The sequence below is a fragment of the Saccharibacillus kuerlensis DSM 22868 genome (genome assembly GCF_000378145.1).
Classification (GTDB): domain Bacteria; phylum Bacillota; class Bacilli; order Paenibacillales; family Paenibacillaceae; genus Saccharibacillus; species Saccharibacillus kuerlensis.
In genome coordinates this window covers 1-21,321 of the sequence record NZ_KB899300.1, presented here as the reverse complement: position 1 = coordinate 21,321, position 21,321 = coordinate 1, and the positions used below count along the sequence as shown (strand labels likewise).

37 protein-coding genes and 1 rRNA gene are annotated in these 21,321 nt (G+C 49.6%); all 38 read left to right on the top strand.

The window, feature by feature from the left end:
- The first annotated feature begins 18 nt into the window (after nucleotides 1–18).
- Nucleotides 19–642, top strand: coding sequence for a 50S ribosomal protein L4 (gene rplD, locus F456_RS0117585; protein WP_018978367.1), 624 nt, complete (start codon nucleotides 19–21; stop codon nucleotides 640–642).
- Nucleotides 642–935, top strand: a complete 294-nt coding sequence (gene rplW / locus F456_RS0117580; protein WP_018978366.1) for a 50S ribosomal protein L23 — start codon at nucleotides 642–644, stop codon at nucleotides 933–935. Before rplD ends, rplW begins: the two co-directional genes overlap by 1 nt.
- 14 nt (nucleotides 936–949) lie before the next feature.
- A complete protein-coding gene (rplB, locus tag F456_RS0117575; protein WP_018978365.1) occupies nucleotides 950–1,780 on the top strand; it encodes a 50S ribosomal protein L2 in 831 nt (276 codons plus the stop codon).
- A 70-nt stretch (nucleotides 1,781–1,850) separates the two neighbouring features.
- Nucleotides 1,851–2,129, top strand: coding sequence for a 30S ribosomal protein S19 (gene rpsS, locus F456_RS0117570; RefSeq protein ID WP_018978364.1), 279 nt, complete (start codon nucleotides 1,851–1,853; stop codon nucleotides 2,127–2,129).
- Nucleotides 2,130–2,168: 39 nt separating this feature from the next.
- Nucleotides 2,169–2,501 carry a 50S ribosomal protein L22 gene (gene rplV, locus F456_RS0117565; RefSeq protein WP_018978363.1) on the top strand — a complete coding sequence of 111 codons (333 nt, stop codon included), beginning with the start codon at nucleotides 2,169–2,171 and terminating at the stop codon, nucleotides 2,499–2,501.
- 12 nt (nucleotides 2,502–2,513) lie between these two features.
- Nucleotides 2,514–3,179, top strand: a complete 666-nt coding sequence (rpsC, locus tag F456_RS0117560) for a 30S ribosomal protein S3 (RefSeq protein ID WP_018978362.1) — start codon at nucleotides 2,514–2,516, stop codon at nucleotides 3,177–3,179.
- Nucleotides 3,180–3,181: 2 nt separating this feature from the next.
- Nucleotides 3,182–3,616, top strand: coding sequence for a 50S ribosomal protein L16 (gene rplP / locus F456_RS0117555; RefSeq protein ID WP_018978361.1), 435 nt, complete (start codon nucleotides 3,182–3,184; stop codon nucleotides 3,614–3,616).
- Nucleotides 3,606–3,806, top strand: a complete 201-nt coding sequence (rpmC, locus tag F456_RS0117550; protein ID WP_018978360.1) for a 50S ribosomal protein L29 — start codon at nucleotides 3,606–3,608, stop codon at nucleotides 3,804–3,806. The genes rplP and rpmC overlap by 11 nt, the downstream gene beginning before the upstream one ends.
- Nucleotides 3,807–3,860: 54 nt before the next feature.
- Nucleotides 3,861–4,127, top strand: a complete 267-nt coding sequence (gene rpsQ / locus F456_RS0117545) for a 30S ribosomal protein S17 (RefSeq protein ID WP_018978359.1) — start codon at nucleotides 3,861–3,863, stop codon at nucleotides 4,125–4,127.
- A 38-nt stretch (nucleotides 4,128–4,165) separates the two neighbouring features.
- The gene (gene rplN / locus F456_RS0117540; RefSeq protein WP_018978358.1) at nucleotides 4,166–4,534 is read left to right on the top strand and encodes a 50S ribosomal protein L14; all 369 of its coding nucleotides are present in this window, start codon (nucleotides 4,166–4,168) and stop codon (nucleotides 4,532–4,534) included.
- 60 nt (nucleotides 4,535–4,594) lie between these two features.
- Entirely contained in the window at nucleotides 4,595–4,951 is a 357-nt protein-coding gene (rplX, locus tag F456_RS0117535) for a 50S ribosomal protein L24 (protein ID WP_018978357.1), read from the top strand.
- 32 nt (nucleotides 4,952–4,983) lie between these two features.
- Nucleotides 4,984–5,526, top strand: coding sequence for a 50S ribosomal protein L5 (gene rplE / locus F456_RS0117530; RefSeq protein WP_018978356.1), 543 nt, complete (start codon nucleotides 4,984–4,986; stop codon nucleotides 5,524–5,526).
- A 72-nt stretch (nucleotides 5,527–5,598) separates the two neighbouring features.
- Nucleotides 5,599–5,784 carry a type Z 30S ribosomal protein S14 gene (locus F456_RS24085; RefSeq protein WP_037291562.1) on the top strand — a complete coding sequence of 62 codons (186 nt, stop codon included), beginning with the start codon at nucleotides 5,599–5,601 and terminating at the stop codon, nucleotides 5,782–5,784.
- 33 nt (nucleotides 5,785–5,817) lie between these two features.
- Nucleotides 5,818–6,216, top strand: coding sequence for a 30S ribosomal protein S8 (rpsH, locus tag F456_RS0117525; protein ID WP_018978355.1), 399 nt, complete (start codon nucleotides 5,818–5,820; stop codon nucleotides 6,214–6,216).
- 31 nt (nucleotides 6,217–6,247) lie between these two features.
- The gene (gene rplF / locus F456_RS0117520) at nucleotides 6,248–6,790 is read left to right on the top strand and encodes a 50S ribosomal protein L6 (protein ID WP_018978354.1); all 543 of its coding nucleotides are present in this window, start codon (nucleotides 6,248–6,250) and stop codon (nucleotides 6,788–6,790) included.
- Between the two features lie 78 nt (nucleotides 6,791–6,868).
- Entirely contained in the window at nucleotides 6,869–7,237 is a 369-nt protein-coding gene (gene rplR / locus F456_RS0117515; RefSeq protein WP_018978353.1) for a 50S ribosomal protein L18, read from the top strand.
- Nucleotides 7,238–7,262: 25 nt separating this feature from the next.
- Nucleotides 7,263–7,763 carry a 30S ribosomal protein S5 gene (rpsE, locus tag F456_RS0117510; RefSeq protein ID WP_018978352.1) on the top strand — a complete coding sequence of 167 codons (501 nt, stop codon included), beginning with the start codon at nucleotides 7,263–7,265 and terminating at the stop codon, nucleotides 7,761–7,763.
- Nucleotides 7,764–7,776: 13 nt separating this feature from the next.
- Complete coding sequence (gene rpmD / locus F456_RS0117505; protein WP_018978351.1) at nucleotides 7,777–7,962, top strand: 50S ribosomal protein L30; 186 nt, start codon at nucleotides 7,777–7,779, stop codon at nucleotides 7,960–7,962.
- A 59-nt stretch (nucleotides 7,963–8,021) separates the two neighbouring features.
- Nucleotides 8,022–8,462 carry a 50S ribosomal protein L15 gene (gene rplO / locus F456_RS0117500; RefSeq protein WP_018978350.1) on the top strand — a complete coding sequence of 147 codons (441 nt, stop codon included), beginning with the start codon at nucleotides 8,022–8,024 and terminating at the stop codon, nucleotides 8,460–8,462.
- On the top strand, nucleotides 8,462–9,760 hold the full coding sequence (gene secY / locus F456_RS0117495) for a preprotein translocase subunit SecY (RefSeq protein ID WP_018978349.1): 1,299 nt from the start codon (nucleotides 8,462–8,464) through the stop codon (nucleotides 9,758–9,760). Before rplO ends, secY begins: the two co-directional genes overlap by 1 nt.
- Before the next feature lie 93 nt (nucleotides 9,761–9,853).
- Entirely contained in the window at nucleotides 9,854–10,498 is a 645-nt protein-coding gene (locus F456_RS0117490; protein WP_018978348.1) for an adenylate kinase, read from the top strand.
- Nucleotides 10,499–10,503: 5 nt separating this feature from the next.
- A complete protein-coding gene (gene map, locus F456_RS0117485) occupies nucleotides 10,504–11,256 on the top strand; it encodes a type I methionyl aminopeptidase (RefSeq protein WP_018978347.1) in 753 nt (250 codons plus the stop codon).
- Nucleotides 11,257–11,265: 9 nt separating this feature from the next.
- Nucleotides 11,266–11,574 carry a KOW domain-containing RNA-binding protein gene (locus tag F456_RS0117480; protein ID WP_018978346.1) on the top strand — a complete coding sequence of 103 codons (309 nt, stop codon included), beginning with the start codon at nucleotides 11,266–11,268 and terminating at the stop codon, nucleotides 11,572–11,574.
- A gap of 2 nt (nucleotides 11,575–11,576) precedes the next feature.
- Nucleotides 11,577–11,792 carry a translation initiation factor IF-1 gene (gene infA, locus F456_RS0117475; RefSeq protein ID WP_018978345.1) on the top strand — a complete coding sequence of 72 codons (216 nt, stop codon included), beginning with the start codon at nucleotides 11,577–11,579 and terminating at the stop codon, nucleotides 11,790–11,792.
- A gap of 108 nt (nucleotides 11,793–11,900) precedes the next feature.
- Nucleotides 11,901–12,014: a 50S ribosomal protein L36 gene (gene rpmJ, locus F456_RS0117470; protein ID WP_003333770.1), complete on the top strand. Its 114-nt coding sequence runs from the start codon at nucleotides 11,901–11,903 to the stop codon at nucleotides 12,012–12,014.
- 21 nt (nucleotides 12,015–12,035) lie between these two features.
- Nucleotides 12,036–12,404: a 30S ribosomal protein S13 gene (gene rpsM, locus F456_RS0117465; protein ID WP_018978344.1), complete on the top strand. Its 369-nt coding sequence runs from the start codon at nucleotides 12,036–12,038 to the stop codon at nucleotides 12,402–12,404.
- A 19-nt stretch (nucleotides 12,405–12,423) separates the two neighbouring features.
- Nucleotides 12,424–12,819 carry a 30S ribosomal protein S11 gene (gene rpsK, locus F456_RS0117460; protein WP_018978343.1) on the top strand — a complete coding sequence of 132 codons (396 nt, stop codon included), beginning with the start codon at nucleotides 12,424–12,426 and terminating at the stop codon, nucleotides 12,817–12,819.
- Between the two features lie 70 nt (nucleotides 12,820–12,889).
- Complete coding sequence (locus F456_RS0117455; protein ID WP_018978342.1) at nucleotides 12,890–13,834, top strand: DNA-directed RNA polymerase subunit alpha; 945 nt, start codon at nucleotides 12,890–12,892, stop codon at nucleotides 13,832–13,834.
- A 33-nt stretch (nucleotides 13,835–13,867) separates the two neighbouring features.
- Nucleotides 13,868–14,233: a 50S ribosomal protein L17 gene (gene rplQ / locus F456_RS0117450; RefSeq protein ID WP_018978341.1), complete on the top strand. Its 366-nt coding sequence runs from the start codon at nucleotides 13,868–13,870 to the stop codon at nucleotides 14,231–14,233.
- Between the two features lie 127 nt (nucleotides 14,234–14,360).
- Nucleotides 14,361–15,146, top strand: a complete 786-nt coding sequence (gene truA / locus F456_RS0117445; protein WP_018978340.1) for a tRNA pseudouridine(38-40) synthase TruA — start codon at nucleotides 14,361–14,363, stop codon at nucleotides 15,144–15,146.
- A 258-nt stretch (nucleotides 15,147–15,404) separates the two neighbouring features.
- A complete protein-coding gene (gene rplM / locus F456_RS0117440; protein WP_018978339.1) occupies nucleotides 15,405–15,842 on the top strand; it encodes a 50S ribosomal protein L13 in 438 nt (145 codons plus the stop codon).
- A 19-nt stretch (nucleotides 15,843–15,861) separates the two neighbouring features.
- Nucleotides 15,862–16,254, top strand: a complete 393-nt coding sequence (rpsI, locus tag F456_RS0117435; protein ID WP_018978338.1) for a 30S ribosomal protein S9 — start codon at nucleotides 15,862–15,864, stop codon at nucleotides 16,252–16,254.
- Nucleotides 16,255–16,581: 327 nt separating this feature from the next.
- Nucleotides 16,582–17,274, top strand: coding sequence for a phosphoadenylyl-sulfate reductase (locus F456_RS0117430; protein WP_018978337.1), 693 nt, complete (start codon nucleotides 16,582–16,584; stop codon nucleotides 17,272–17,274).
- A gap of 39 nt (nucleotides 17,275–17,313) precedes the next feature.
- The gene (gene sat / locus F456_RS0117425) at nucleotides 17,314–18,483 is read left to right on the top strand and encodes a sulfate adenylyltransferase (protein ID WP_018978336.1); all 1,170 of its coding nucleotides are present in this window, start codon (nucleotides 17,314–17,316) and stop codon (nucleotides 18,481–18,483) included.
- A gap of 138 nt (nucleotides 18,484–18,621) precedes the next feature.
- On the top strand, nucleotides 18,622–19,761 hold the full coding sequence (locus tag F456_RS0117420; protein ID WP_018978335.1) for an Mrp/NBP35 family ATP-binding protein: 1,140 nt from the start codon (nucleotides 18,622–18,624) through the stop codon (nucleotides 19,759–19,761).
- 11 nt (nucleotides 19,762–19,772) lie between these two features.
- On the top strand, nucleotides 19,773–20,393 hold the full coding sequence (locus F456_RS0117415; RefSeq protein WP_018978334.1) for a stage II sporulation protein M: 621 nt from the start codon (nucleotides 19,773–19,775) through the stop codon (nucleotides 20,391–20,393).
- A 112-nt stretch (nucleotides 20,394–20,505) separates the two neighbouring features.
- The gene (locus tag F456_RS0117410; RefSeq protein ID WP_018978333.1) at nucleotides 20,506–20,733 is read left to right on the top strand and encodes a hypothetical protein; all 228 of its coding nucleotides are present in this window, start codon (nucleotides 20,506–20,508) and stop codon (nucleotides 20,731–20,733) included.
- 513 nt (nucleotides 20,734–21,246) lie between these two features.
- Nucleotides 21,247–21,321, top strand: a 16S ribosomal RNA gene (locus tag F456_RS0117405); the annotation flags it as partial.

The window sequence follows — 21,321 nt, the reverse complement described above, 5'->3', positions numbered from 1 at the left end:
AGAAAGGAGGAACATGAAATGCCTAAAGTAACAGTTTTCAATATCGAAGGCAGCGAAGTTGGTGAAATCGAACTGAGCGACTCGGTATTCGGAATCAACCCTAACGGACATGTGCTTCACCAGGCAGTAGTGATGCAGCAAGCATCCCTGCGCTCCGGTACGCATAAAGTCAAAGGACGTTCGGAAGTTCGTGGCGGCGGTCGTAAACCTTGGAAACAAAAAGGTACAGGACGTGCTCGTCAAGGTTCCATTCGTTCTCCACAGTGGAGAGGCGGCGGTATCGTCTTCGGACCAACTCCGCGCAGCTACTCTTTCAAACTGCCTAAAAAAGTTCGTCGTCTGGCGATCAAATCGGCACTGTCTTCGAAAGTCATCGCGAACGAAATTATCGTTCTGGATGCACTGAGCCTGAACGCTCCGAAGACTAAAGAATTCGCGGCTATTCTGAGCAAACTGAACGTAGACCGTAAAGCCCTTGTAGTGGCTCCGGAATACGACAACAATGTTGCTCTGTCCGCTCGTAACATCCCGGGCGTCAAGTTCGTCCAGGCTGACGGCATTAATGTTCTCGACGTGCTCGTGTATGATAAGCTTATCATCACGAAGGACGCAGTACAGAAGGTAGAGGAGGTATTCGCATAATGAAAGATCCTCGCGACCTTATCAAACGTCCGATTATTACGGAACGTACAGCTGAAGCGATGAGTCAATCGAAGTACGTGTTTGAAGTGCAAATGAGCGCTAACAAGACGGAAGTGAAGAAGGCAGTAGAATCGATTTTCGGCGTAAAAGTGCTGAAAGTCAACGTTCTGCGCGTGCCGGCTAAGCCGAAACGCTACGGCCGTCACTCCGGTTATACAAGCGAATGGAAAAAAGCGATCGTGACGCTGACTCCAGATAGCAAATCGCTCGAATTCTTTGAATCTGCAGAGTAAGGAGGGAAACCAACGTGCCAATCAAAAAGTATAAACCAACATCCCCGGCCCGCCGCGCAATGAGCGTGTCGACGTTCGAAGAAATCACAACGAACCAGCCGGAGAAATCGCTGTTGTCGCCGCTCTTCAACAAAGCAGGCCGCAACAACCAAGGTAAAATTACGGTTCGTCACCAAGGCGGCGGACACAAACGTAAATACCGGATTATCGACTTTAAGCGGACTAAAGATGGAATTCCAGGCCGCGTTGCTACAATCGAATACGATCCAAACCGTACTTCGAACATCGCATTGATCAACTATGCAGACGGCGAAAAGCGCTACATTCTGGCGCCTAAGGGTCTGAAAGTTGGCGACACGATCTTCTCCGGTCCTGATGCAGACATCAAAATCGGTAACGCACTGCCACTGGAAAACATTCCGGTAGGTACAGTTATCCACAACATCGAGTTGAAGCCAGGCAAAGGCGGCCAAATGGTTCGCGCAGCCGGAACAGAAGCTCAGCTGCTGGGTAAAGAAGAGCGTTACGTTTCGATCCGCCTGTCTTCGGGCGAAGTTCGTCGCGTTCTTAAAGTTTGCCGTGCTACAATTGGTTCGGTAGGCAACCAAGACCACGAACTCGTGAAAATCGGTAAAGCCGGTCGTAACCGCTGGTTGGGCAAGCGTCCTGAAGTCCGCGGCGTAGTTATGAACCCGAACGATCACCCACACGGTGGTGGTGAAGGCCGTGCTCCGATCGGACGTAAGTCCCCGCTGTCTCCTTGGGGCAAGCCGACACTTGGTTACAAAACACGCAAGAAAAACAAATCTTCGGATCAATACATCATCCGTCGCCGCACGAAGTAATGCGCTTATCCCGCATTGCTTCGCCGGCTAGGGTTATGGAACAAGCCAGCTGAAGGGAGGACTACAATCGATGACACGCAGTCTCAAAAAAGGCCCTTTCATTGACGGATACCTGCTGAAAAAGGTAGAAGTAATGAACGAAGCCAGCAAAAAGGCCGTTATCAAAACTTGGTCCAGACGCTCCACGATTTTCCCACAATTCATCGGACACACTTTCGCCGTTTATGACGGACGTAAGCATGTACCGGTTTATGTGACGGAAGACATGGTTGGACACAAACTGGGTGAGTTCGCGCCGACGCGTACTTACAAAGGCCATACCGACGACGATAAGAAAACAAGACGCTAAAACGGACCTAAGTAAAGTCCGAAGGGAGGTTATGATAGAATGGAAGCACAAGCGCATTTGAAATATTCCCGCATCGCTCCTCGTAAAGCTAAGCTCGTAGCGGACCTGATCCGTGGCAAGCAAGTAGGTGAAGCGATCGCGATTCTGCGTCACACTCCGAAGGCGGCATCGCCAATCCTGGAGAAGCTGCTGAACTCGGCTATCGCCAATGCGGAGCACAATCATTCGATGGACGTAAGCAAACTGGTAATCTCGCAGGTTTACGTTAACCAAGGACCGACTCTCAAACGTTTCCGCCCTCGGGCAATGGGACGCGCAAGCCGGATCAATAAACGCACCAGTCATATCACTGTGGCTGTATCTGAAAAGTAAGGAGGGATACGTGTGGGACAAAAAGTAAATCCGGTCGGACTCCGTGTAGGAATTATCCGTGACTGGGAATCTAAATGGTACGCTGGTAAAGACTTCGGCGATCTGCTGATGGAAGACGTGAAAATTCGCGAATACCTGAAAGCAAAACTTAAAGAATCCGCTGTCTCCAAGATCGAGATCGAAAGAGCTGCGAACCGCGTTAACGTAACCATTCATACTGCTAAACCGGGTATGGTTATCGGACGTGGTGGTGCGGAAGTTGAGGTACTGCGTGGAGCGATCACTAAGATTGCTAAAGGCAAAAAAGTACACATCAACATTGCGGAAATCAAAAATCAAGAGCTGGACGCTATCCTGGTTGCAGAAAGCATTGCACAACAATTGGAACGTCGTGTATCGTTCCGTCGTGCTCTGAAGCAAGCAATGCAAAGAACTATGCGTTCCGGTGCTAAAGGAATCAAAACTGCGGTTAGCGGTCGTCTTGGCGGCGCGGAAATCGCTCGTTCGGAAGGCTACAGCGAAGGAACTGTTCCACTTCATACCCTGCGTGCCGATATCGACTATGGTACAGCAGAAGCGCACACGACTTACGGTCGTATCGGCGTTAAAGTATGGATCTACCGTGGAGAGATTCTTCCCCCAGCTAAGAAACAAGCTGCTCAGGAAGGAGGCAACTAATCATGTTGGTACCTAAACGTGTAAAACACCGTAAACAGCAACGCGGCAGTCTGGCCGGTCGTGCTAAAGGCGGTACTGAATTGAACTTCGGCGAATTCGGCCTGCAGGCAACTGAACCTTCTTGGATCACGAACCGTCAGATCGAAGCAGCGCGTATCGCTATGACTCGTTACATCAAACGTGGCGGTAAAGTTTGGATCAAAATTTTCCCTGACAAGCCGATTACTCAAAAGCCTCTCGAGGTCCGGATGGGTAGCGGTAAAGGTAACGTTGAAAGATGGGTAGCAGTCGTGAAACCGGGTAAGATCATGTTTGAACTTGCCGGTGTATCGGAAGAGATTGCTCGCGAAGCGATGCGTCTTGCTTCTCACAAACTGCCTGTCAAAACTAAGTTTGTGAAACGTGAAGAATTGGGTGGTGAAGCAAATGAAGGCTAAGGAACTGCGTGACCTGACCACTGCCGAGATCGAACAGAAGGTTTCCGGTTTTAAAGAGGAACTCTTTAACCTGCGCTTTCAGCTCGCTACTGGTCAACTCGATAACCCAACCCGCATCAGCGTAGTCCGTAAGGAAATCGCTCGTGCTAAAACTGTTCTGCGTCAAAGAGAACTCGGAATTACTTCGTAATTCCTTTGAACCCCTCCGGGTAGGTGAACCCGTTATTCAGGAAGGAGGCTAACCATGACCGAACAACGCAACTCGCGTAAAGTGCTGGTAGGTAAAGTCGTGAGCGATAAAATGGATAAAACGATCGTTGTTGCTGTAGAAACTTACAAAAAACATGATCTGTATCATAAACGCATTAAGTCGACGAAGAAATTCAAAGCGCATGATGAAAGCAACGAAGCGAAAATTGGCGATACGGTAAGAATCGTTGAAACTCGCCCGCTGTCGAAAGATAAGCGCTGGAGACTGACTGCAGTCACTGAAAAAGCGATCACTATCTAATTGAACGATAAAGCTCATCCGAAAGGAGGACATCAACAATGATTCAACCATTTACTCGTTTGGCTGTAGCCGATAACTCCGGTGCGAAGGAACTGATGTGTATCCGCGTACTTGGTGGTACGGGACGTCGCACAGCTAACATCGGAGACCTGATCGTGTGCTCGGTAAAACAAGCAACACCAGGGGGCGTTGTCAAAAAAGGCGACGTAGTTAAAGCGGTAGTTGTTCGTACGAAGCGTTCGGTACGTCGTAAAGACGGATCTTACATCGCATTCGACGAAAACGCAGCGGTAGTGGTAAAAGACGATCGTGGCCCACGTGGTACGCGTATCTTCGGACCAGTTGCCCGTGAACTTCGCGACAAGGACTTCATGAAAATCGTTTCCTTGGCACCGGAAGTTATCTAATATAAGCATGCACGATTTTCTTGTCGGCCGCCGGCCGGTAAGTCATAGGAGGTGTACCTAATGGCAAGAGTGAAAAAGGTTCTGGAATCTCACAACAACAAACTTCACGTGAAAAAAGACGATGTCGTTATCGTGATTAGCGGTAAAGACAAAGGCAAAAAAGGCCGCGTTATCGCAGCTTACCCTCGTGAAAACCGCGTGTTGATCGAAGGCGTGAACATGGTGAAAAAACACCAAAAGCCAAGCCAAGCGAACCCGCAAGGCGGAATCGTTGAGCAGGAAGCTTCGATCCACGTATCGAACGTGATGCATATTGACCCGAAAGACGGCAGCAAAGTAACCCGCGTAGGTTACAAGACGCTGGACAACGGTAAAAAAGTGCGCGTTGCGAAAAGATCCGGAGAAGTTATCGAATAATCTTATTTTTACGGAAAGGAGGTTCATCCTTCATGGTAACAAGATTGAAAGAACGTTATTTGAACGAAAGTACTCCTGCTCTGATGCAGAAGTTCAACTATACGACGGTTATGCAGGTTCCGAAACTGGAGAAGGTTGTCATCAACATGGGTGTCGGCGAAGCCGTATCCAACTCGAAAGTTCTCGATACTGCAGTAGCTGAGCTCGAGCAAATTGCTGGTCAAAAGCCAGTTATCACTCGTGCTAAGAAATCGATCGCAGGTTTCAAACTGCGTGAGAACATGCCGATCGGAACAAAGGTAACTCTGCGCGGCGAGCGTATGTACCAGTTCCTCGACAAACTGTTCAACGTTGCGCTTCCACGCGTACGTGACTTCCAGGGTGTATCCAACAAAGCCTTCGACGGCCGCGGTAACTACACACTTGGTCTGAAAGAACAGCTTATCTTCCCAGAAATCCAATACGATCAAGTGGACAAAGTCCGCGGTATGGATATCGTTATCGTAACTACGGCGAAAACGGACGAAGAGGGCCGCGAGCTTCTCGCAGGTCTCGGAATGCCTTTCGCAAAATAATATCGGCCAGTATCTAGGGCCATGATCCATGACCCTGTTCTTCCGAAACTACCCAGGAGGTGTCAGGCTAAAGTGGCAAAAACTTCGATGAAAGTTAAACAGCAACGCACACCTAAATTCAAGGTGCGTGCATACACGCGCTGCGAACGTTGCGGTCGTCCACACTCGGTGTTACAAAAGTTTAAGATCTGCCGTATTTGCTTCCGCGAATTGGCTCATAAAGGCCAGATCCCTGGCGTTAAAAAAGCAAGCTGGTAATTACCGCATAACAAGGAAGGAGGTTCACACATTATGACTATGTCCGATCCGATTGCAGATATGCTTACACGCATTCGCAACGCGAACGTGGTTCGTCACGAGAAAGTCGAAATGCCGGCTTCTGCGATGAAAAAGCAAATTGCTGAGATCCTGAAACGTGAAGGTTTTATCCGCGACGCGGAATTCGTAAAGGATAACAAGCAGGGCATCATCCGTATCTTCCTGAAATACGGACAAAACAACGAGCGCGTTATCACTGGTCTGAAAAGAATCAGTAAGCCGGGTCTGCGCGTGTACACGAAGAGCAACGAAGTTCCTCGCGTGCTGGGCGGCCTGGGTATCGCGATTGTCTCCACGTCCAAGGGAGTTATGACCGACAAAGAAGCTCGTCAAGCGAAAGCTGGCGGCGAAGTAATCTGCTACGTTTGGTAATTACGTCAGAACACAAGGAGGTGCAACAAATATGTCTCGTATTGGTCGCAAACCAATCGAAGTACCAGGTGGCGTTGAAGTAACACTGAACAACACGGTGATTACGGTCAAAGGTCCTAAAGGTACTCTCACTCGTGAAATTCATAGAGATATGAAAGTAACGGTGGAAGGTAATACAATTACAGTAGAACGTCCTTCCGACAACAAAGAGCATCGTTCCCTTCACGGCACGACTCGCAGCGTTGTCAGCAACATGGTAAGTGGTGTAACGGAAGGTTTCTCCAAGTCGCTTGAACTGGTTGGGGTCGGATACCGTGCCAGCAAGTCCGGAGAAAAAATCGTTTTGAACGTAGGTTACTCCCACCCGGTTGAAATCACTCCGGAATCGGGCATCGAGTTCGAAGTTCCTTCGAACACGAAGATCATCGTTCGCGGGATCGACAAAGAGCGCGTAGGCGCTTATGCTGCTCAAATCCGTTCGGTACGTGAACCAGAGCCGTATAAAGGCAAAGGTATCAAGTACGAAGGCGAACGCATCATCCGTAAAGAAGGTAAAGCCGGCAAGAAGAAATAAGCCGCTTTCCTTCGCATTACCCTTAGCTTGTTTATGTGAAGCTGCCTAATAAGCAGATGGGAAGGAGTGAAAGTAGTCATGATTACCAAAGGTGATAAAAATAAAGGCCGCCTGAAAAGACACTTGCGCGTGCGTAAGAAAATTCAAGGTACGGCTCAACGCCCTCGCCTGAACGTGTACCGTTCAGAGAAGCACATCTATGCCCAACTGATCGACGACGTGAGCGGTGTAACCATCGTTTCCGCTTCGACAATGGACAAAGAGCTGAAAAGCGAAATCACAAACGGCGGCAACGTTGAAGCTGCCCGTAAAGTCGGAACCCTGGTTGCAAACCGCGCTAAGGAAAAAGGTTATGCCGTAGTCGTTTTCGACCGCGGAGGATACCTCTACCATGGACGGATTCAAGCACTGGCCGACGCAGCCCGCGAAGCCGGACTGGAATTCTAAACCGAGACAAAAGGAGGTAAACGACTTGCGTGTAGATATGAGCACTGTAGGAGAACTGACGGAACGCGTTGTACACATCAACCGCGTAGCAAAAGTTGTAAAGGGCGGACGCCGTTTCAGCTTTAGCGCACTGGTTGTCGTAGGCGACGGTAACGGAAACGTCGGAGCAGGAATCGGTAAAGCCGGAGAAGTTCCGGATGCGATCCGCAAAGGCATCGAAGATGCTAAGAAGAACATGATCCATGTTCCTCTCGTTGGAACAACGATCACTCACTTGGTTACAGGTAAATTCGGAGCGGGCAGCGTATTGCTGAAACCAGCATCCGAAGGTACAGGCGTTATCGCTGGCGGTCCGGTACGTGCAGTACTGGAACTTGCAGGCGTAGGCGACATCTTGACAAAATCCCTGGGTTCTTCGAACTCCATGAACATGGTCAACGCGACTTTGGAAGGATTGTCCCGTTTGAAGCGTGCCGAAGATGTGGCAAAGCTTCGCGGAAAATCCGTCGAAGAACTGAGAGGCTAAGGAGGGAAAAGCAATGGCTAAATTGGAAATTACCCTCGTACGCAGCCTGATCGGACGTCCGAAAAACCAACGCACGACCGTTAACACGTTGGGACTGCGTAAAACGAACCAAGTTGTTGTACAAAACGACAACGCAGCGATTCGCGGTATGGTCAACCAAGTCCAGCACTTGGTTTCCGTAAAAGAAATCGAAGCTTAAAAAAATATCGCTTTGAAAGAAGCGAACCAATAGAATGAATCAAGGAGGTGCAACGAACGATGAAGTTACATGAGCTTTCTCCAGCTCCGGGTTCGACTAAAGAGCGCAAACGCATCGGTCGCGGTACGAGTAGCGGTACGGGTAAAACAGCCGGTCGCGGTCATAAAGGCCAAAACGCTCGTTCCGGCGGCGGTGTTCGTCCAGGCTTCGAAGGCGGTCAGAACCCGCTGTATCGTCGCTTGCCAAAACGTGGGTTTGTTAATCCAACCCGTAAAGAATATGCCATCGTGAACATCGAAGAGCTGAACAACTTTGCAGAAAACACCGAAGTAACTCCTGAGCTGCTTAAGGAACAAGGTATCGTTAAAGATACAAAGAGCGGCATCAAGATTCTCGGTAATGGCGATGTGACAGTTAAGTTGACTGTCAAAGCAAGCAAGTTCTCTCAATCTGCGGTGGAGAAAATCGAGGCTGCCGGCGGTAAAACCGAGGTGATCTAATGTTCAATACCCTGAAGAATATATGGCGGGTCGACGACCTCCGTAAACGAATTCTGTTTACGCTGATGGTTTTGGTCATCTACCGTATCGGTACGTTCATCCCGGTTCCGGGAGTTAACACGGACGTACTCCAGTCGGCCAATGAGGCCGGCAGCCAGTTGATGGGGCTGCTTAACACCTTCTCCGGAGGGGCGCTTATGCAGTTCTCGATCTTCGCGCTCAGCATCTATCCGTACGTAACGGCATCGATCATCGTACAGCTGCTGTCGATGGATGTCATTCCGAAATTCACCGAGTGGTCTAAACAAGGTGAACACGGAAAGAAAAAGCTGGCGCAGATCACCCGATACGGCACCATAGTTCTGGGTTTGATTCAGGCGTTCGCCACGGCAATCGGATTCAACCGTATTTATCAATCGGAAATGATTCCGAATGCCACGACCGTCGACTACATTCTGATTGCAATTGTCTTGACTGCCGGTACAGCCCTCTTGATGTGGCTGGGCGAGCAGATCACAGAAAAAGGTATCGGTAACGGGATTTCGATCCTGATCTTTGCCGGTATCGTTGCAAACATTCCAGGTTATATCTCGACAACAGCTCAATCCGATTTCATCGTAGACGGACAAACGTTCCTGAACGCAATGAAGACCGTGATTATTGTTCTTGTCTTGATCCTAATTATTATCGGTGTTATTTTTATTCAGCAGGGGATCCGGAAAGTTCCGGTTCAATATGCAAAACGGGTCGTCGGCAATAAAATGTACGGCGGTCAAAATACCCACATTCCGTTGAAAGTTAACGCTGCGGGTGTTATCCCGGTTATCTTTGCCATATCTCTGCTGCAATTCCCGGTTATCCTTGCAAACTTCTGGTCAACGTACGCGTGGGCAGAATGGGTGCAAAATAACTTGAACCACAGCCAACCGCTTGGCATGGTGCTTTATGCAGTCATGATCATCGGCTTCACGTTCTTCTATACCTTCGTGCAGATTAATCCTCAGCAGATGGCAGAGAACATGAAGAAAAATGGCGGCTACATTCCTGGAGTTCGTCCGGGTAAAGCAACTGAGAAGTACATCACTCGCGTGATGTCGCGACTCACTGTAACCGGCGCACTCTTCCTAACTGTAATTTCTCTACTGCCGATTGCATTCGGTTCGCTTTCCGGCCTTCCCCAGTCGGTTCAAATTGGCGGCACTTCGCTGCTGATCGTCGTCGGGGTAGCACTGGATACGATGAAGACAATCGAAAGTCAGTTGATTAAACGGCACTATAAAGGTTTTATCAATAAATAGCTCAGGTTCCGGACGGGTCCGACTCCATGCGCTCGCCCGGCGCCTTTTGTGCTGTTAGGCATGCATGGGTAAGACGTAAGGAGTGGACATGACGTGAACATTCTATTCATGGGGCCTCCCGGGGCAGGTAAAGGAACACAGGCACAGGTCATTGTAGATGCATTCAGCATTCCTCATATTTCGACGGGCGATGCATTTCGTCTGGCGATCAAAGAGGGAACTCCAATCGGAGTAAAAGCGAAAGAATACATCGATCAAGGGCTGCTCGTACCGGATGACGTAACGAACGGTATCGTCCGCGAACGGCTAAGCCAGCCGGATTGCGAAAAAGGTTTCTTGCTCGACGGATTTCCGAGAACTCTGCTGCAGGCCGAAGCATTGGATGCACTTTTGCTCGAGTCTGGCCGTAAGCTTGATCATGTTATCAATCTGAACGTTGATCCGGAGAAGCTGCTTGTTCGGATTACGGGTCGCCGCATCTGCAAAACTTGCGGAGCGACCTATCATGTGATCTTCAACCCGCCGAAGCAAGATGGCGTGTGTGACAAAGACGGTGGGGAACTTTACCAACGTCCGGACGACAACGAAGAGAGCGTACGCACACGGCTTGAGGAATATGCAAGCAAAACGGCGCCTCTGATCGATTACTATGCAAACAAAGGCTTGCTGCGGCAGATCGACGGAGACCAGGAGATCGGTACGGTATCGGAAGGAATCCTGTCCGTACTGCGAGGTTAACTGTAATGATCATTTGCAAGTCCGAAACGGAGCTCGGCTTTATGAGAGAAGCGGGACGGATTGTGGCTGAGACTCACCGAGTGTTGGCAGGGGCGATCGAACCGGGCGTTACGACGGCCGAACTTGATGCGCTGGCCGATGCAACCATCCGCAGCCAGGATGCGGTGCCGTCTTTCAAAGGCTATAATGGTTTTCCGGCCAGCATTTGTGCGTCGGTTAACGACCAGCTGGTACACGGATTCCCCAGCGAGCGCAAGCTTCGGGAAGGCGATATCGTATCAATCGATATCGGAGCGCAGTATCGCGGATACCATGGCGATTCCGCCTGGACTTACCCGGTAGGGCGTATTTCCGAGGAAGCCCAGCGGCTGCTGGACGTTACGGAAGGCTCCCTGTACGCAGGACTGGCACTTTTGAAGCCGGATGTGCGTCTGTTTACCATTTCGCATGCGATTCAGCGCCATATCGAACAGTCTGGAATGTCGGTTGTTCGGGAGTTCGTCGGTCACGGCATCGGTCGTGACCTGCACGAAGAACCGAAGATACCGAATTACGGCATCGAGGGTCGCGGTCCGCTGCTCAAACCCGGTATGGTGCTGGCAATCGAACCGATGGTTAACCTTGGCGGAAGACTGGTTCGGACGCTGGAGGACAACTGGACCGTCGTAACAGTAGATGGTTCGCTGTGCGCTCACTTTGAGCACACAGTGGCGGTTACGAAAGACGGACTGGAAATTTTCACAAAATTGAGCGCGTAGGTGATACACTTGAAAAAGGAACATCCCCTGCAGATCGGTCAACTCGTGAAGATCCGGAAAGGCCGCGATGCAGGGCAGGTGGCGGTGGTCGTAAGGCTGGACGAGGAACAGGGGATTTGGATCGCAGATGGACACAAACGCAAGTTTGACCGTCCAAAGAAGAAGAATCCGCTGCACCTTGAATCCCAGACGGCAATCAGCAGCGAAGTCGTAAACAGTTTGCAGGAGAGCGGCAGGGTTACAAATGCGAAGCTGCGCCATGCAGTTAACGTGTTTATGGAATCCGACGCACAGAATGCTAAGCAGAAAGGAGAATGATTATGGCCAAGGAAGATGTCATTGAAATCGAAGGCGTGGTTATCGAACCGCTGCCGAATGCGATGTTCAAGGTGGAACTCGAGAACGGTCATCAAATTCTCGCTCACGTTTCCGGAAAGCTGCGCATGCACTTTATCCGTATTCTGACGGGAGACAAAGTGGTCGTACAGTTATCGCCTTACGATCTGACTCGCGGCCGTATCACTTACCGTAAATAAGGATACGTCGCTTTTTGGATATACAACGTTCTAGTGCTTGGAACGATTCCGGTCCGGCCGGGGCGTTCGTGCACGATTAAACCGAATGCTTTTGAGGAGGTAATAATCATGAAGGTTAGACCGTCGGTCAAACCAATCTGCGAAAAATGCAAAGTCATTCGTCGCAAAGGGAATGTCATGGTAATCTGCGAAAATCCGAAACACAAACAAAAACAAGGATAACTTAGAAGGGGGTGTAGCGTAATGGCTCGTATTGCTGGTGTGGATTTGCCACGTGACAAACGCGTTGAGATCGCCTTGACTTATATCTTCGGAATCGGTAAAACGACTTCCCAAAAACTCCTGAGCCAAACAGGAATCAGCCCGGACACTCGTGTTCGCGATCTGACTGAGGATGAGGTAAGCAAGCTGCGTGAAACGATTGACGCTAATGTGAAGGTAGAGGGCGACCTGCGTCGCGAAGTGTCTCTGAACATCAAACGTCTGATCGAGATCGGATCTTATCGTGGTATCCGTCATCGTCGTGGATTGCCGGTACGCGGACAACGTACGAAAACGAATGCTCGTACTCGTAAAGGTCCTCGTCGTACTGTAGCGAACAAGAAGAAGTAAGAAAGGGGGATAACTGAAAATGGCTAAACCTAAAAAAGTCGTACGTACGAAACGTCGCGACCGTAAAAATATCGAATCTGGCGTGGCACACATCCGTTCCACGTTTAACAATACGATTGTTACCATTACGGATCCGCACGGAAACGCGATCTCCTGGGCAAGCTCAGGTAATCTCGGTTTCAGAGGTTCCCGTAAATCGACTCCATTTGCCGCTCAGCTCGCTGCCGAAACAGCTGCTAAAGCCGCAATGGAACACGGCCTGAAAACTGTTGAAGTTATGGTTAAAGGTCCTGGCGCGGGCCGTGAAGCGGCAATCCGCTCGCTGCAAGCTACAGGTCTGGAAATCAACCTGATCAAGGACGTAACTCCGGTTCCTCACAACGGATGCCGTCCTCCTAAGCGTCGCCGCGTATAGTATTCATAAGCATTATGTGTTCAGTATGCTTGGTTTCACGGAAGCGACGTTTTGAAGGAGGGGTATTGTAGTGATAGAAATCGAAAAGCCGAAAATTGAGACCGTAGAGATCAATGACGGAGGCACGTACGGTAAATTTGTCGTTGAGCCTTTGGAACGTGGATACGGTACGACGCTTGGAAACTCGCTTCGCCGCATCCTGCTGTCGTCGCTTCCCGGCGCAGCGGTCACTTCGGTCCAAATCGACGGCGTTCTGCACGAATTCTCGACGATCCCCGGCGTTACGGAAGACGTAACGGAAATCATTCTGAATCTGAAGGCTCTTTCGCTGAAGATTCATTCCGATGAAGAAAAGGTACTGGAAATCGACGCGGAAGGCGAAGGTCTTGTAACGGCCGGCGACATCCGCGCAGATAGCGATGTGGAGATCCTTAATCCGGATTTGCATATCGCCACTCTGGCACCGGGATCGAGACTGCATGTGCGCATTTTCGCTGGCCGCGGCCGCGGATATGTCCAGTCCGTCAAAAACAAACATGACGATCAACCGATCGGTGTTATTCCGATCGATTCGATCTACACCCCGATTTCCCGCGTAAACTACGCAGTGGAAAACACTCGGGTTGGACAAGTCACAAACTACGACAAGCTGACACTTGAAGTCTGGACTGATGGCAGCATTCGTCCGGAAGAAGCGGTAAGCCTGGGCGCCAAAATTTTGACCGAGCACGTGCTGCTCTTCGTGGGTCTGACCGACGAAGCTCGCGACGCGGAAATCATGGTCGAAAAAGAAGAAGACAAGAAGGAAAAAGTGTTGGAGATGACGATCGAAGAACTCGATCTCTCCGTGCGTTCCTACAACTGTCTGAAACGTGCCGGCATCAATACGGTACAAGAGCTGACCACGAAATCCGAAGAAGACATGATGAAGGTTCGTAATCTGGGCCGCAAGTCTTTGGAAGAAGTTCAAGAGAAGCTCGAAGAGCTGGGACTCGGTCTTCGTCAAGAAGACTAAGAACGAAGAGCATTATGTGAAGGAGGGAAAACAATGGCATACCAAAAGTTGGGACGTAACTCCAGCGCGCGCAAAGCTCTGCTTCGCGACCTGGTAACCGACCTGTTCCTGTATGAGCGTATCGAAACGACGGAAGCGAAAGCGAAAGAAGCCCGCTCCGTTGCTGAAAAACTGATCACCCTTTCCAAACGTGGAGATCTGCATGCACGCCGTCAAGTGGCTGCATACGTTCGTCGCGAAACGATCGATGGTGAGCAAGATGCAATCCAAAAACTGTTCGCTGATCTGGCACCGCGTTATGCGGACCGTCCGGGCGGATACACTCGTATCCTGAAGCTGGGACCTCGCCGTGGCGATGCAGCACCTATGGTTTACCTGGAACTGGTTGACCGCGCCTAGTCGTCGGTGTAACGGTTCGGGCCGGGGGTGACCCCGCCCACTGGATTCCCGAGAAACGTATGCCGCCTGTCCAAGGCGGCAGAGCCGTTTCTTTTTTTTTGACTCGAAGAACGAGGAAGGTGATCTCTTGCGCAACCTGTGCATGACCGTCGCTTACGACGGAACCCATTACAACGGTTTTCAAACGCAGCCGATCGGGCAGACCGTCCAGGACGAACTGGAAGCATCCATTCTGGCTCTAACCGGCGATAAACCCAAGATCATTGCTTCGGGCCGGACCGACGCTGGTGTGCATGCGTATGCTCAAGTGTTCAACTTCCATACTTCTTCGCAAATTCCTGCGGATCGCTGGCCGCTGGCGCTCAATGCCCGGCTGCCTCAAGATATCGTCTTAACCCGTTCATGGGAAGTTCCGCTTGAGTTTAATTCCCGGCATGCAGCTAAGCGTAAAACGTATCGTTATACAATCAATGCGAACCGTTTCCCGGATGTGTTCCAGCGGCATATGCAGTTTCATCATCCTGCACCGCAGCTGAACATTGAAGACATGAGAGAAGGACTTCAGTATCTGATCGGGACTTACGACTTTACGTCGTTCGCTTCCAGACATTCGCAGAAGACCAATCATGTACGCACTTTGCTTGAAGCCTGGATTGAAGTGGACGTGAGCACCTGCCGGCCTGGAACGACTGATCAGGGGTTCATTCACATCTTTCTAACGGGAACAGGGTTTTTGCAGCATATGGTCCGTATTATTACCGGTACTCTTCTTCAGGTGGGAGAAGGCAAGCGAAGACCGGAGGATATGAAGACTATTCTGCTCGCTTGCGACCGTGCAGCAGCTGGACCAACAGCAGTAAGTAAAGGGTTGGCGCTGTGGAATGTAGACTATGGCGATCTTCTGCCGCAGTAATTGAAAGTTCTTTAGGGAATTGTTTTTAAATGTATTGCGGTTTGCGAAATAATCATGTAGAATAAAAGTTGTGTTTTCTTGAAGGCTTCCCACGGCCCCCAATCAAGAAAACGGGCAGTACCAACTGTTTTAACTTTTAATTATCCATGATCGCAAACATAAATCGTTCCGGCAGCCCCGGATCTTAGCCCGGCGGCATGGAACGTTCTGACACCGAAAAACGAATTTAATGCAAAGATTAGAAGGAGGAACTTATTCATGCGTACTACCTACATGGCTAAGCCGAGCGAAGTTGAGCGCAACTGGCACATCATCGACGCCGAAGGCAAAACGCTGGGCCGTCTGGCTAGCGAAGCTGCTGCCCTCATCCGCGGCAAGCACAAAACACAATTCACTCCTCACGTTGACGGCGGCGACTTCGTCGTTGTGATCAACGTAGAGAAGATCCACCTGACAGGCAACAAGCTTCAGGACAAGAAGTACTATCGTCACTCGATGCACCCGGGCGGTCTGAAAGTAACAAGCGCGGGCGAAATGATCAAAAACAAGCCAGCACGTATTCTGGAACTTGCTGTAGCCGGCATGCTTCCTAAAACTCGTATGGGCGACAGAATGAAACTTAGACTTAAAGCGTATGCCGGAGCAGAGCATCCACATGCAGCACAGAAACCGGAAGTTTACGAACTTCGCGGCTAAATAAAAGGAGGACCCTTTCATGGCAACTGTACAATACTATGGGACTGGTCGTCGTAAACATTCGGTAGCACGTGTTCGCCTCGTACCGGGTGAAGGACGCATCGTCATCAACAAACGTGAAATCGACGAATACTTCGGTCTGGAGACGCTCAAACTGATCGTCAACCAACCACTGAACCTGACTGAAACGATTGGCAAGTACGATGTAATCGTACTGGCACACGGCGGTGGCACTTCGGGCCAAGCCGGCGCTATCCGTCACGGTATCTCGCGCGCTCTGCTTAAAGCAGATCCTGAGCTGCGCGGTTCGCTGAAAAAAGCGGGCTTCCTGACTCGTGACCCACGTATGAAGGAACGCAAAAAGTACGGTCTCAAAGCCGCACGTCGCGCTCCACAGTTCTCGAAGCGTTAATATTCGTTTCTACAAACCCAGCCCCTTGTGGCTGGGTTTTTTTGTTGTATCTACAGTAGGGGATCCTGCTTTTCTTACAACTACATTCAAGTAAGTTTTGTCCAAGTAGCAAACATCAAAAAAAGTTTTTCTCATTTTGAAATAAAGAATTGATTGTTTACGGCGAAAGTTTTATACTTATCATAATTCAGATTAGAATAGTTGGTTTAATTCGCTAAAGTGTCAAGTGACCTTATAACTGCCTGCCCGCCGGCTATTCTTTTCCGCAGCTGCCGTATGGGATTTCAATCTATTTAATTTGCCATTCAGAGATGGAGGGTTTAAACAATGAACTTGCTGGAAAAAGAAGACTTTGCCCGTGTGAAAGCCGAAGAGTTGGAGCATTTAAGCGCAGAAGAAGTAATCCGTTTTGCTACTCAGCAGTATTCAAGCCTTACCTTTGCCTGCAGCTTCGGAGCAGAGGACGTAGTTATTGTTGATATGCTGCAGCACATCAGTCCAGATACAGACATTTTCTACTTGGATACCGACTTTCACTTCAAAGAAACTTACGAAACTCGCGACCGTATGGTAGATCGCTATGGCCTGGACTTCGTACGTGTATCGCCGCTGCTGACTCCGGAAGAACAGGATGCGAAGCATGAGCCGAAGCTGTGGACTATCGATCCCAACCTATGCTGCAATATCCGCAAAGTTGAGCCGTTGACCCGAAATCTGTCGCGTTACGATGCTTGGATTACCGGAATTCGTCGCGATCAGGCTCCAACACGTGCGAATTCGAAAAAAGTAGAGTACGATTACAAGTTTGGCTTGATGAAGTTTAATCCGTTGGCCGATTGGACGAGCGAAGATGTATGGAAATATATCCGGGACAACGATGTAATCTACAACCCGCTGCATGATCGCAATTTCCCAAGTATCGGCTGCGAGCAGTGCACACGCCAGGTTATGCCAGGAGAAGATCCTCGTGCTGGCCGCTGGGCGGGCAATGACAAGACAGAATGCGGATTGCATAAGTAAGAGAAGCTTAAGAACCCGACAAAGGAGCGACTGCCGAATATGACTTCTATCAAGCCGCACGGCGGCATTCTGATCAATCTTCTCGCTGAGGGAGAGGAACGCGAACAACTGCTTGCAGAGGCCCGTACGCTTCGGCAAATTCCGATTAATGCATGGGTGCTGTCCGATCTTGATTTGATTGCTGTAGGCGCTTTTTCTCCGCTAACAGGATTTATGAATGAAGAGGACTACGAGAGTGTGGTCAGTCGTATGCGTTTGGCGGATGGTACCGTATGGAGCATCCCGATTACGCTTCCCCTTGAAGGTGCCGATGTCTCACTTAAAGGTGAACGAGTAGCGCTTGTAGGAGAAGAAGATGGAGTCGTATATGCAATCTTGGATGTGGAGAGTGTCTACAGTATCGATCGCGAGAAGGAAGCTCTAAATGTGTTCAAAACAGACGATCAAGAGCATCCGGGAGTCAAGAAGCTGTATGAACGTCCGGTTGAACGCATTGGCGGCAAAGTGAAGGTGCTCAATCGTCCGCAGCCCGAGCGTTTTAACGAGTTTTATTTCGATCCTTCGGAGACAAGAAGACTCTTTGCGGAAAAAGGTTGGAAAACCGTTGTTGGCTTCCAGACCCGTAATCCGGTTCACCGAGCGCATGAGTACATTCAAAAATCCGCTTTGGAGACAGTCGATGCCCTCTTCCTAAATCCTCTTGTGGGGGAGACCAAGTCGGATGACGTTCCTGCAGATATTCGAATGAGAAGTTATTTGGTACTGCTCGAAAACTATTATCCGTCCGCAAGAACGTTTCTTGGCGTATTCCCGGCAGCTATGCGCTATGCAGGCCCAAGAGAAGCCATTTTCCATGCTATCGTACGCAAAAACTACGGATGTACACATTTTATCGTAGGACGCGATCATGCAGGTGTAGGCGACTACTACGGCACATATGAAGCACAAGAAATCTTCTCTGGCTTCCAACCGGAAGAATTGGATATTACCCCGCTCTTTTTCGAGCACAGCTTCTTCTGCACGCACTGCGGCAATATGGCGACAAGCAAGACATGTCCGCACGGCAAAGAAAAACATTTGACTCTATCTGGTACCAAAGTCCGCGCTCTGCTGCGTAATGGAGAATGCCCGCCTCCTGAATTCACACGTCCGGAAGTAGCGGAAGTGCTGATCGAAGGCATGAGAGAACGTTTGGCGGAACAGGTATAAGCTTAGACAGTAGATTTGCATAGAACTCAAGATGGAGCACCGGATCGTTTTCCTGAAAGGGGAGAGCGGTTCGGTGTTTTTATTTCATGTATAATAAGAATGAGATTTCCCCGTATACGGGGAGAGAGGGTGAACAGCATGGTAACAAGAGAAGAAGTTGTGGAAGCGCTTGAAGCGGTGATAGATCCGGTCTATCGTGTGCGTTTATCCGACCTGCGGCTAATCCGTGATGTTGTTATTCGCGAAGGACGGGTATCACTGAGTGTCGTATGCCTGAATAATGAAGAAGAAACCCGACAAGGACTGGAGACGCAGATCCGTTCCATTTTGCAGTCGCTGGCGGTCGAGAATGTCCATATCCGATTCAAAGAAGCGACAGATATGGAGAAAGAACGCAGCCGGGCAATCATTAAAGACAGTCAAGTTAGGTCTGACGAAGAAGATGAACCCGAAGAAGATCCCGTGCTGGTTAAAGGGCATGCAGCGGGACTTGAACATCTTCCGCTGCTGAGCCAGGATTCCCCGACCGTATTCATTTCTGTAGCAAGCGGCAAAGGCGGAGTAGGGAAGTCTACTGTAGCGGTCAATCTGGCTGTTGCTTTAGCCCGCCGCGGGAAAAAGGTAGGTCTGATTGACGCGGACATTTACGGATTCAGTGTGCCGGACATGATGGGGATCGAAGAAGGTCCTGAAGTGATTGACGGACTGCTGCGCCCGGTTGAACGTTTTGGCGTCAAGGTAATGTCCATGGGCTTCTTTATTCGTGAAAATAATCCTGTTGTCTGGCGTGGTCCCCTGCTAGGGCGAATGTTGAGACAGTTCTTTGAAGAGACAGAATGGGGCGATCTTGACTACATGCTGTTGGATCTCCCTCCAGGAACCGGCGATATTGCGCTGGATGTCCATCAGCTGCTGCCTCAGAGTAAACAGATCATCGTTACGACTCCACACGGCACAGCAGCGTTTGTTGCGGCTAGAGCGGGCGCTATGGCACTGCAAACCGGGCACGAGATTCTGGGAGTCGTCGAGAATATGGCTTACTATGAGAAAAACGGAGAACGGGACTATGTTTTCGGACGTGGAGGCGGAGGCAGATTGGCCGAAACGCTGCATACCGAGCTTTTGGCTCAAATCCCTCTTGGTGTACCGGACAATCACATTTCAGAACCCGACTTCTCGCCGTCTGTCTATAAAGCGGATACGGTTACCGGTGGAATGTACAATGAGGTGGCGCAAGCTATCGTAAAAAAGACGAATAAAGGCGGGGGTTCAGAGTAAAGGAGGGAATCATGGCAATATTGTCGTTTTGGAACTTCATAAAAGGATTAGGAAGCAACAAAGGTTACATGCTGAGCGCAGCCGTATTGTTTATCGCGGGAATTGCAATCGGTGCGGTACGAGCGGAAGATCTGCAGCAGCTGCTTCTCTCCCAATTAGAAGGATTGCAATCGGTTTCCAAGTCGCTGGAGCAGTCCGATCATGTAGAGCTGAGTTTTTTTACCTTCATCTTCTTAAATAATGCAATCAAGTCGATAGCTGTGATCTTGTTAGGTGCATTCTTCGGCCTGGCTCCAATAGGTTTTCTCCTGCTAAACGGAATGGTATTGGGGTTTGTAGTAGAAGTGGCGCATAGACAAGGCGAAAATATAACGGAACTCATCTTTCTGGGGCTGCTTCCTCACGGAATTGTTGAACTCCCTGCAATCGTAATCGCATGCGGATACGGATTGAAATTTGGCGGTCTCGTTATAGGCAGTTTGTTCAGTCTCGGAGCGGGTAAAAGAGATCGTCTGGCAGCACGGTGGGAGCAGGGGATGAAAGAAATGCTTAATGCGGCTATATGGATTGTAATTCTCCTTTTTATAGCCGCGATTATTGAAAGTACATTTACTTATCACCTGCTTCGCTAACTTTTGTAAACTTTTGCGCATCGAAAGGTTATCCCTGCTTCATTTTGGGTTAAATCAAAGTTGAAATAGCAAATCAACATTGAGGACGATCCGGAAGGAAGGAGGGACTGTAATGCTCGGTATGATGTTCAACGATATGGAGTGCAAAGAATTTGGATATGTGCTGCGCAAGGAGCTGGACGAGATGTTGTTCGATCTCAGCGACAAGCGTTTGGATAAAGGTATGCGTGAATCCATTTCTAAACGATACCAGACAATCTTTCAAATGTATGCGAGAGTTGCGCCTCCTAAGGAGTTATCCAAGTACGTGCGGGACAAGCGTCACAGCGGAGAGCGATAATGCAAAGATGGCTTATATAGCGCGGAAAAGCGGCCGGTGACTTCCGAGCCGCTTTTGTTGTGTAAAAGGCCATTAAAGGAAACGGAAAAAAGCTTTTAAGTTTTTTGAAGAAAAGTGTTGACTCGCTAGGTTGGTTCGTGGTAAATTATTAATCGGCTCTTCGAGAGAGAGTCATCACAACCGAACAGGAAATCAGCACTGAAAAAGAAATTCAAAAAAGTGCTTGACGAAGTGATCGCCACTGTGATAGGATATAAAAGTCGCCGCTGAGATGCAGTGACGCACAAAAGAAACAAGCACAACAAGGTTTGTTCTTTGAAAACTGAACAATGAGTGAGTTAGAAACGAAAAACACTTAACCCAGCCGGGCATAGTGATTTGGAGTTTCCGCGACAAGTGAAAGTCTTCGGACCGTAGCTTGAAGCGAAGAGAATATAGGGAATGAAAATTCCCGCCACGTTTTAACGAGCACATGGTGCTTTCTAGATAAGTCGATTCCTCGGAATCGCAACTTTAATGGAGAGTTTGATCCTGGCTCAGGACGAACGCTGGCGGCATGCCTAATACATGCAAGTCGAGCGGAGTTGA

What these genes read in the sequence shown, in the direction of transcription:
- rpmJ (WP_003333770.1), top strand. Translation starts at nt 11,901, where the DNA reads ATGAAGGTTAGACCGTCGGTCAAACCAATCTGCGAAAAATGCAAAGTC.
- rpsH (WP_018978355.1), top strand. Translation starts at nt 5,818, where the DNA reads ATGACTATGTCCGATCCGATTGCAGATATGCTTACACGCATTCGCAAC.
- rpsQ (WP_018978359.1), top strand. Translation starts at nt 3,861, where the DNA reads ATGACCGAACAACGCAACTCGCGTAAAGTGCTGGTAGGTAAAGTCGTG.
- rpmD (WP_018978351.1), top strand. Translation starts at nt 7,777, where the DNA reads ATGGCTAAATTGGAAATTACCCTCGTACGCAGCCTGATCGGACGTCCG.
- rplW (WP_018978366.1), top strand. Translation starts at nt 642, where the DNA reads ATGAAAGATCCTCGCGACCTTATCAAACGTCCGATTATTACGGAACGT.
- rplF (WP_018978354.1), top strand. Translation starts at nt 6,248, where the DNA reads ATGTCTCGTATTGGTCGCAAACCAATCGAAGTACCAGGTGGCGTTGAA.
- rplD (WP_018978367.1), top strand. Translation starts at nt 19, where the DNA reads ATGCCTAAAGTAACAGTTTTCAATATCGAAGGCAGCGAAGTTGGTGAA.
- map (WP_018978347.1), top strand. Translation starts at nt 10,504, where the DNA reads ATGATCATTTGCAAGTCCGAAACGGAGCTCGGCTTTATGAGAGAAGCG.
- rpsI (WP_018978338.1), top strand. Translation starts at nt 15,862, where the DNA reads ATGGCAACTGTACAATACTATGGGACTGGTCGTCGTAAACATTCGGTA.
- rpsK (WP_018978343.1), top strand. Translation starts at nt 12,424, where the DNA reads ATGGCTAAACCTAAAAAAGTCGTACGTACGAAACGTCGCGACCGTAAA.
- rpsS (WP_018978364.1), top strand. Translation starts at nt 1,851, where the DNA reads ATGACACGCAGTCTCAAAAAAGGCCCTTTCATTGACGGATACCTGCTG.
- rplX (WP_018978357.1), top strand. Translation starts at nt 4,595, where the DNA reads ATGGCAAGAGTGAAAAAGGTTCTGGAATCTCACAACAACAAACTTCAC.
- rpsM (WP_018978344.1), top strand. Translation starts at nt 12,036, where the DNA reads ATGGCTCGTATTGCTGGTGTGGATTTGCCACGTGACAAACGCGTTGAG.
- rplR (WP_018978353.1), top strand. Translation starts at nt 6,869, where the DNA reads ATGATTACCAAAGGTGATAAAAATAAAGGCCGCCTGAAAAGACACTTG.
- F456_RS0117415 (WP_018978334.1), top strand. Translation starts at nt 19,773, where the DNA reads ATGGCAATATTGTCGTTTTGGAACTTCATAAAAGGATTAGGAAGCAAC.
- rplQ (WP_018978341.1), top strand. Translation starts at nt 13,868, where the DNA reads ATGGCATACCAAAAGTTGGGACGTAACTCCAGCGCGCGCAAAGCTCTG.
- F456_RS0117410 (WP_018978333.1), top strand. Translation starts at nt 20,506, where the DNA reads ATGCTCGGTATGATGTTCAACGATATGGAGTGCAAAGAATTTGGATAT.
- rplM (WP_018978339.1), top strand. Translation starts at nt 15,405, where the DNA reads ATGCGTACTACCTACATGGCTAAGCCGAGCGAAGTTGAGCGCAACTGG.
- rplN (WP_018978358.1), top strand. Translation starts at nt 4,166, where the DNA reads ATGATTCAACCATTTACTCGTTTGGCTGTAGCCGATAACTCCGGTGCG.
- rplO (WP_018978350.1), top strand. Translation starts at nt 8,022, where the DNA reads ATGAAGTTACATGAGCTTTCTCCAGCTCCGGGTTCGACTAAAGAGCGC.
- F456_RS0117420 (WP_018978335.1), top strand. Translation starts at nt 18,622, where the DNA reads ATGGTAACAAGAGAAGAAGTTGTGGAAGCGCTTGAAGCGGTGATAGAT.
- sat (WP_018978336.1), top strand. Translation starts at nt 17,314, where the DNA reads ATGACTTCTATCAAGCCGCACGGCGGCATTCTGATCAATCTTCTCGCT.
- secY (WP_018978349.1), top strand. Translation starts at nt 8,462, where the DNA reads ATGTTCAATACCCTGAAGAATATATGGCGGGTCGACGACCTCCGTAAA.
- rplV (WP_018978363.1), top strand. Translation starts at nt 2,169, where the DNA reads ATGGAAGCACAAGCGCATTTGAAATATTCCCGCATCGCTCCTCGTAAA.
- infA (WP_018978345.1), top strand. Translation starts at nt 11,577, where the DNA reads ATGGCCAAGGAAGATGTCATTGAAATCGAAGGCGTGGTTATCGAACCG.
- rplP (WP_018978361.1), top strand. Translation starts at nt 3,182, where the DNA reads ATGTTGGTACCTAAACGTGTAAAACACCGTAAACAGCAACGCGGCAGT.
- rplE (WP_018978356.1), top strand. Translation starts at nt 4,984, where the DNA reads ATGGTAACAAGATTGAAAGAACGTTATTTGAACGAAAGTACTCCTGCT.
- F456_RS0117430 (WP_018978337.1), top strand. Translation starts at nt 16,582, where the DNA reads ATGAACTTGCTGGAAAAAGAAGACTTTGCCCGTGTGAAAGCCGAAGAG.
- rpmC (WP_018978360.1), top strand. Translation starts at nt 3,606, where the DNA reads ATGAAGGCTAAGGAACTGCGTGACCTGACCACTGCCGAGATCGAACAG.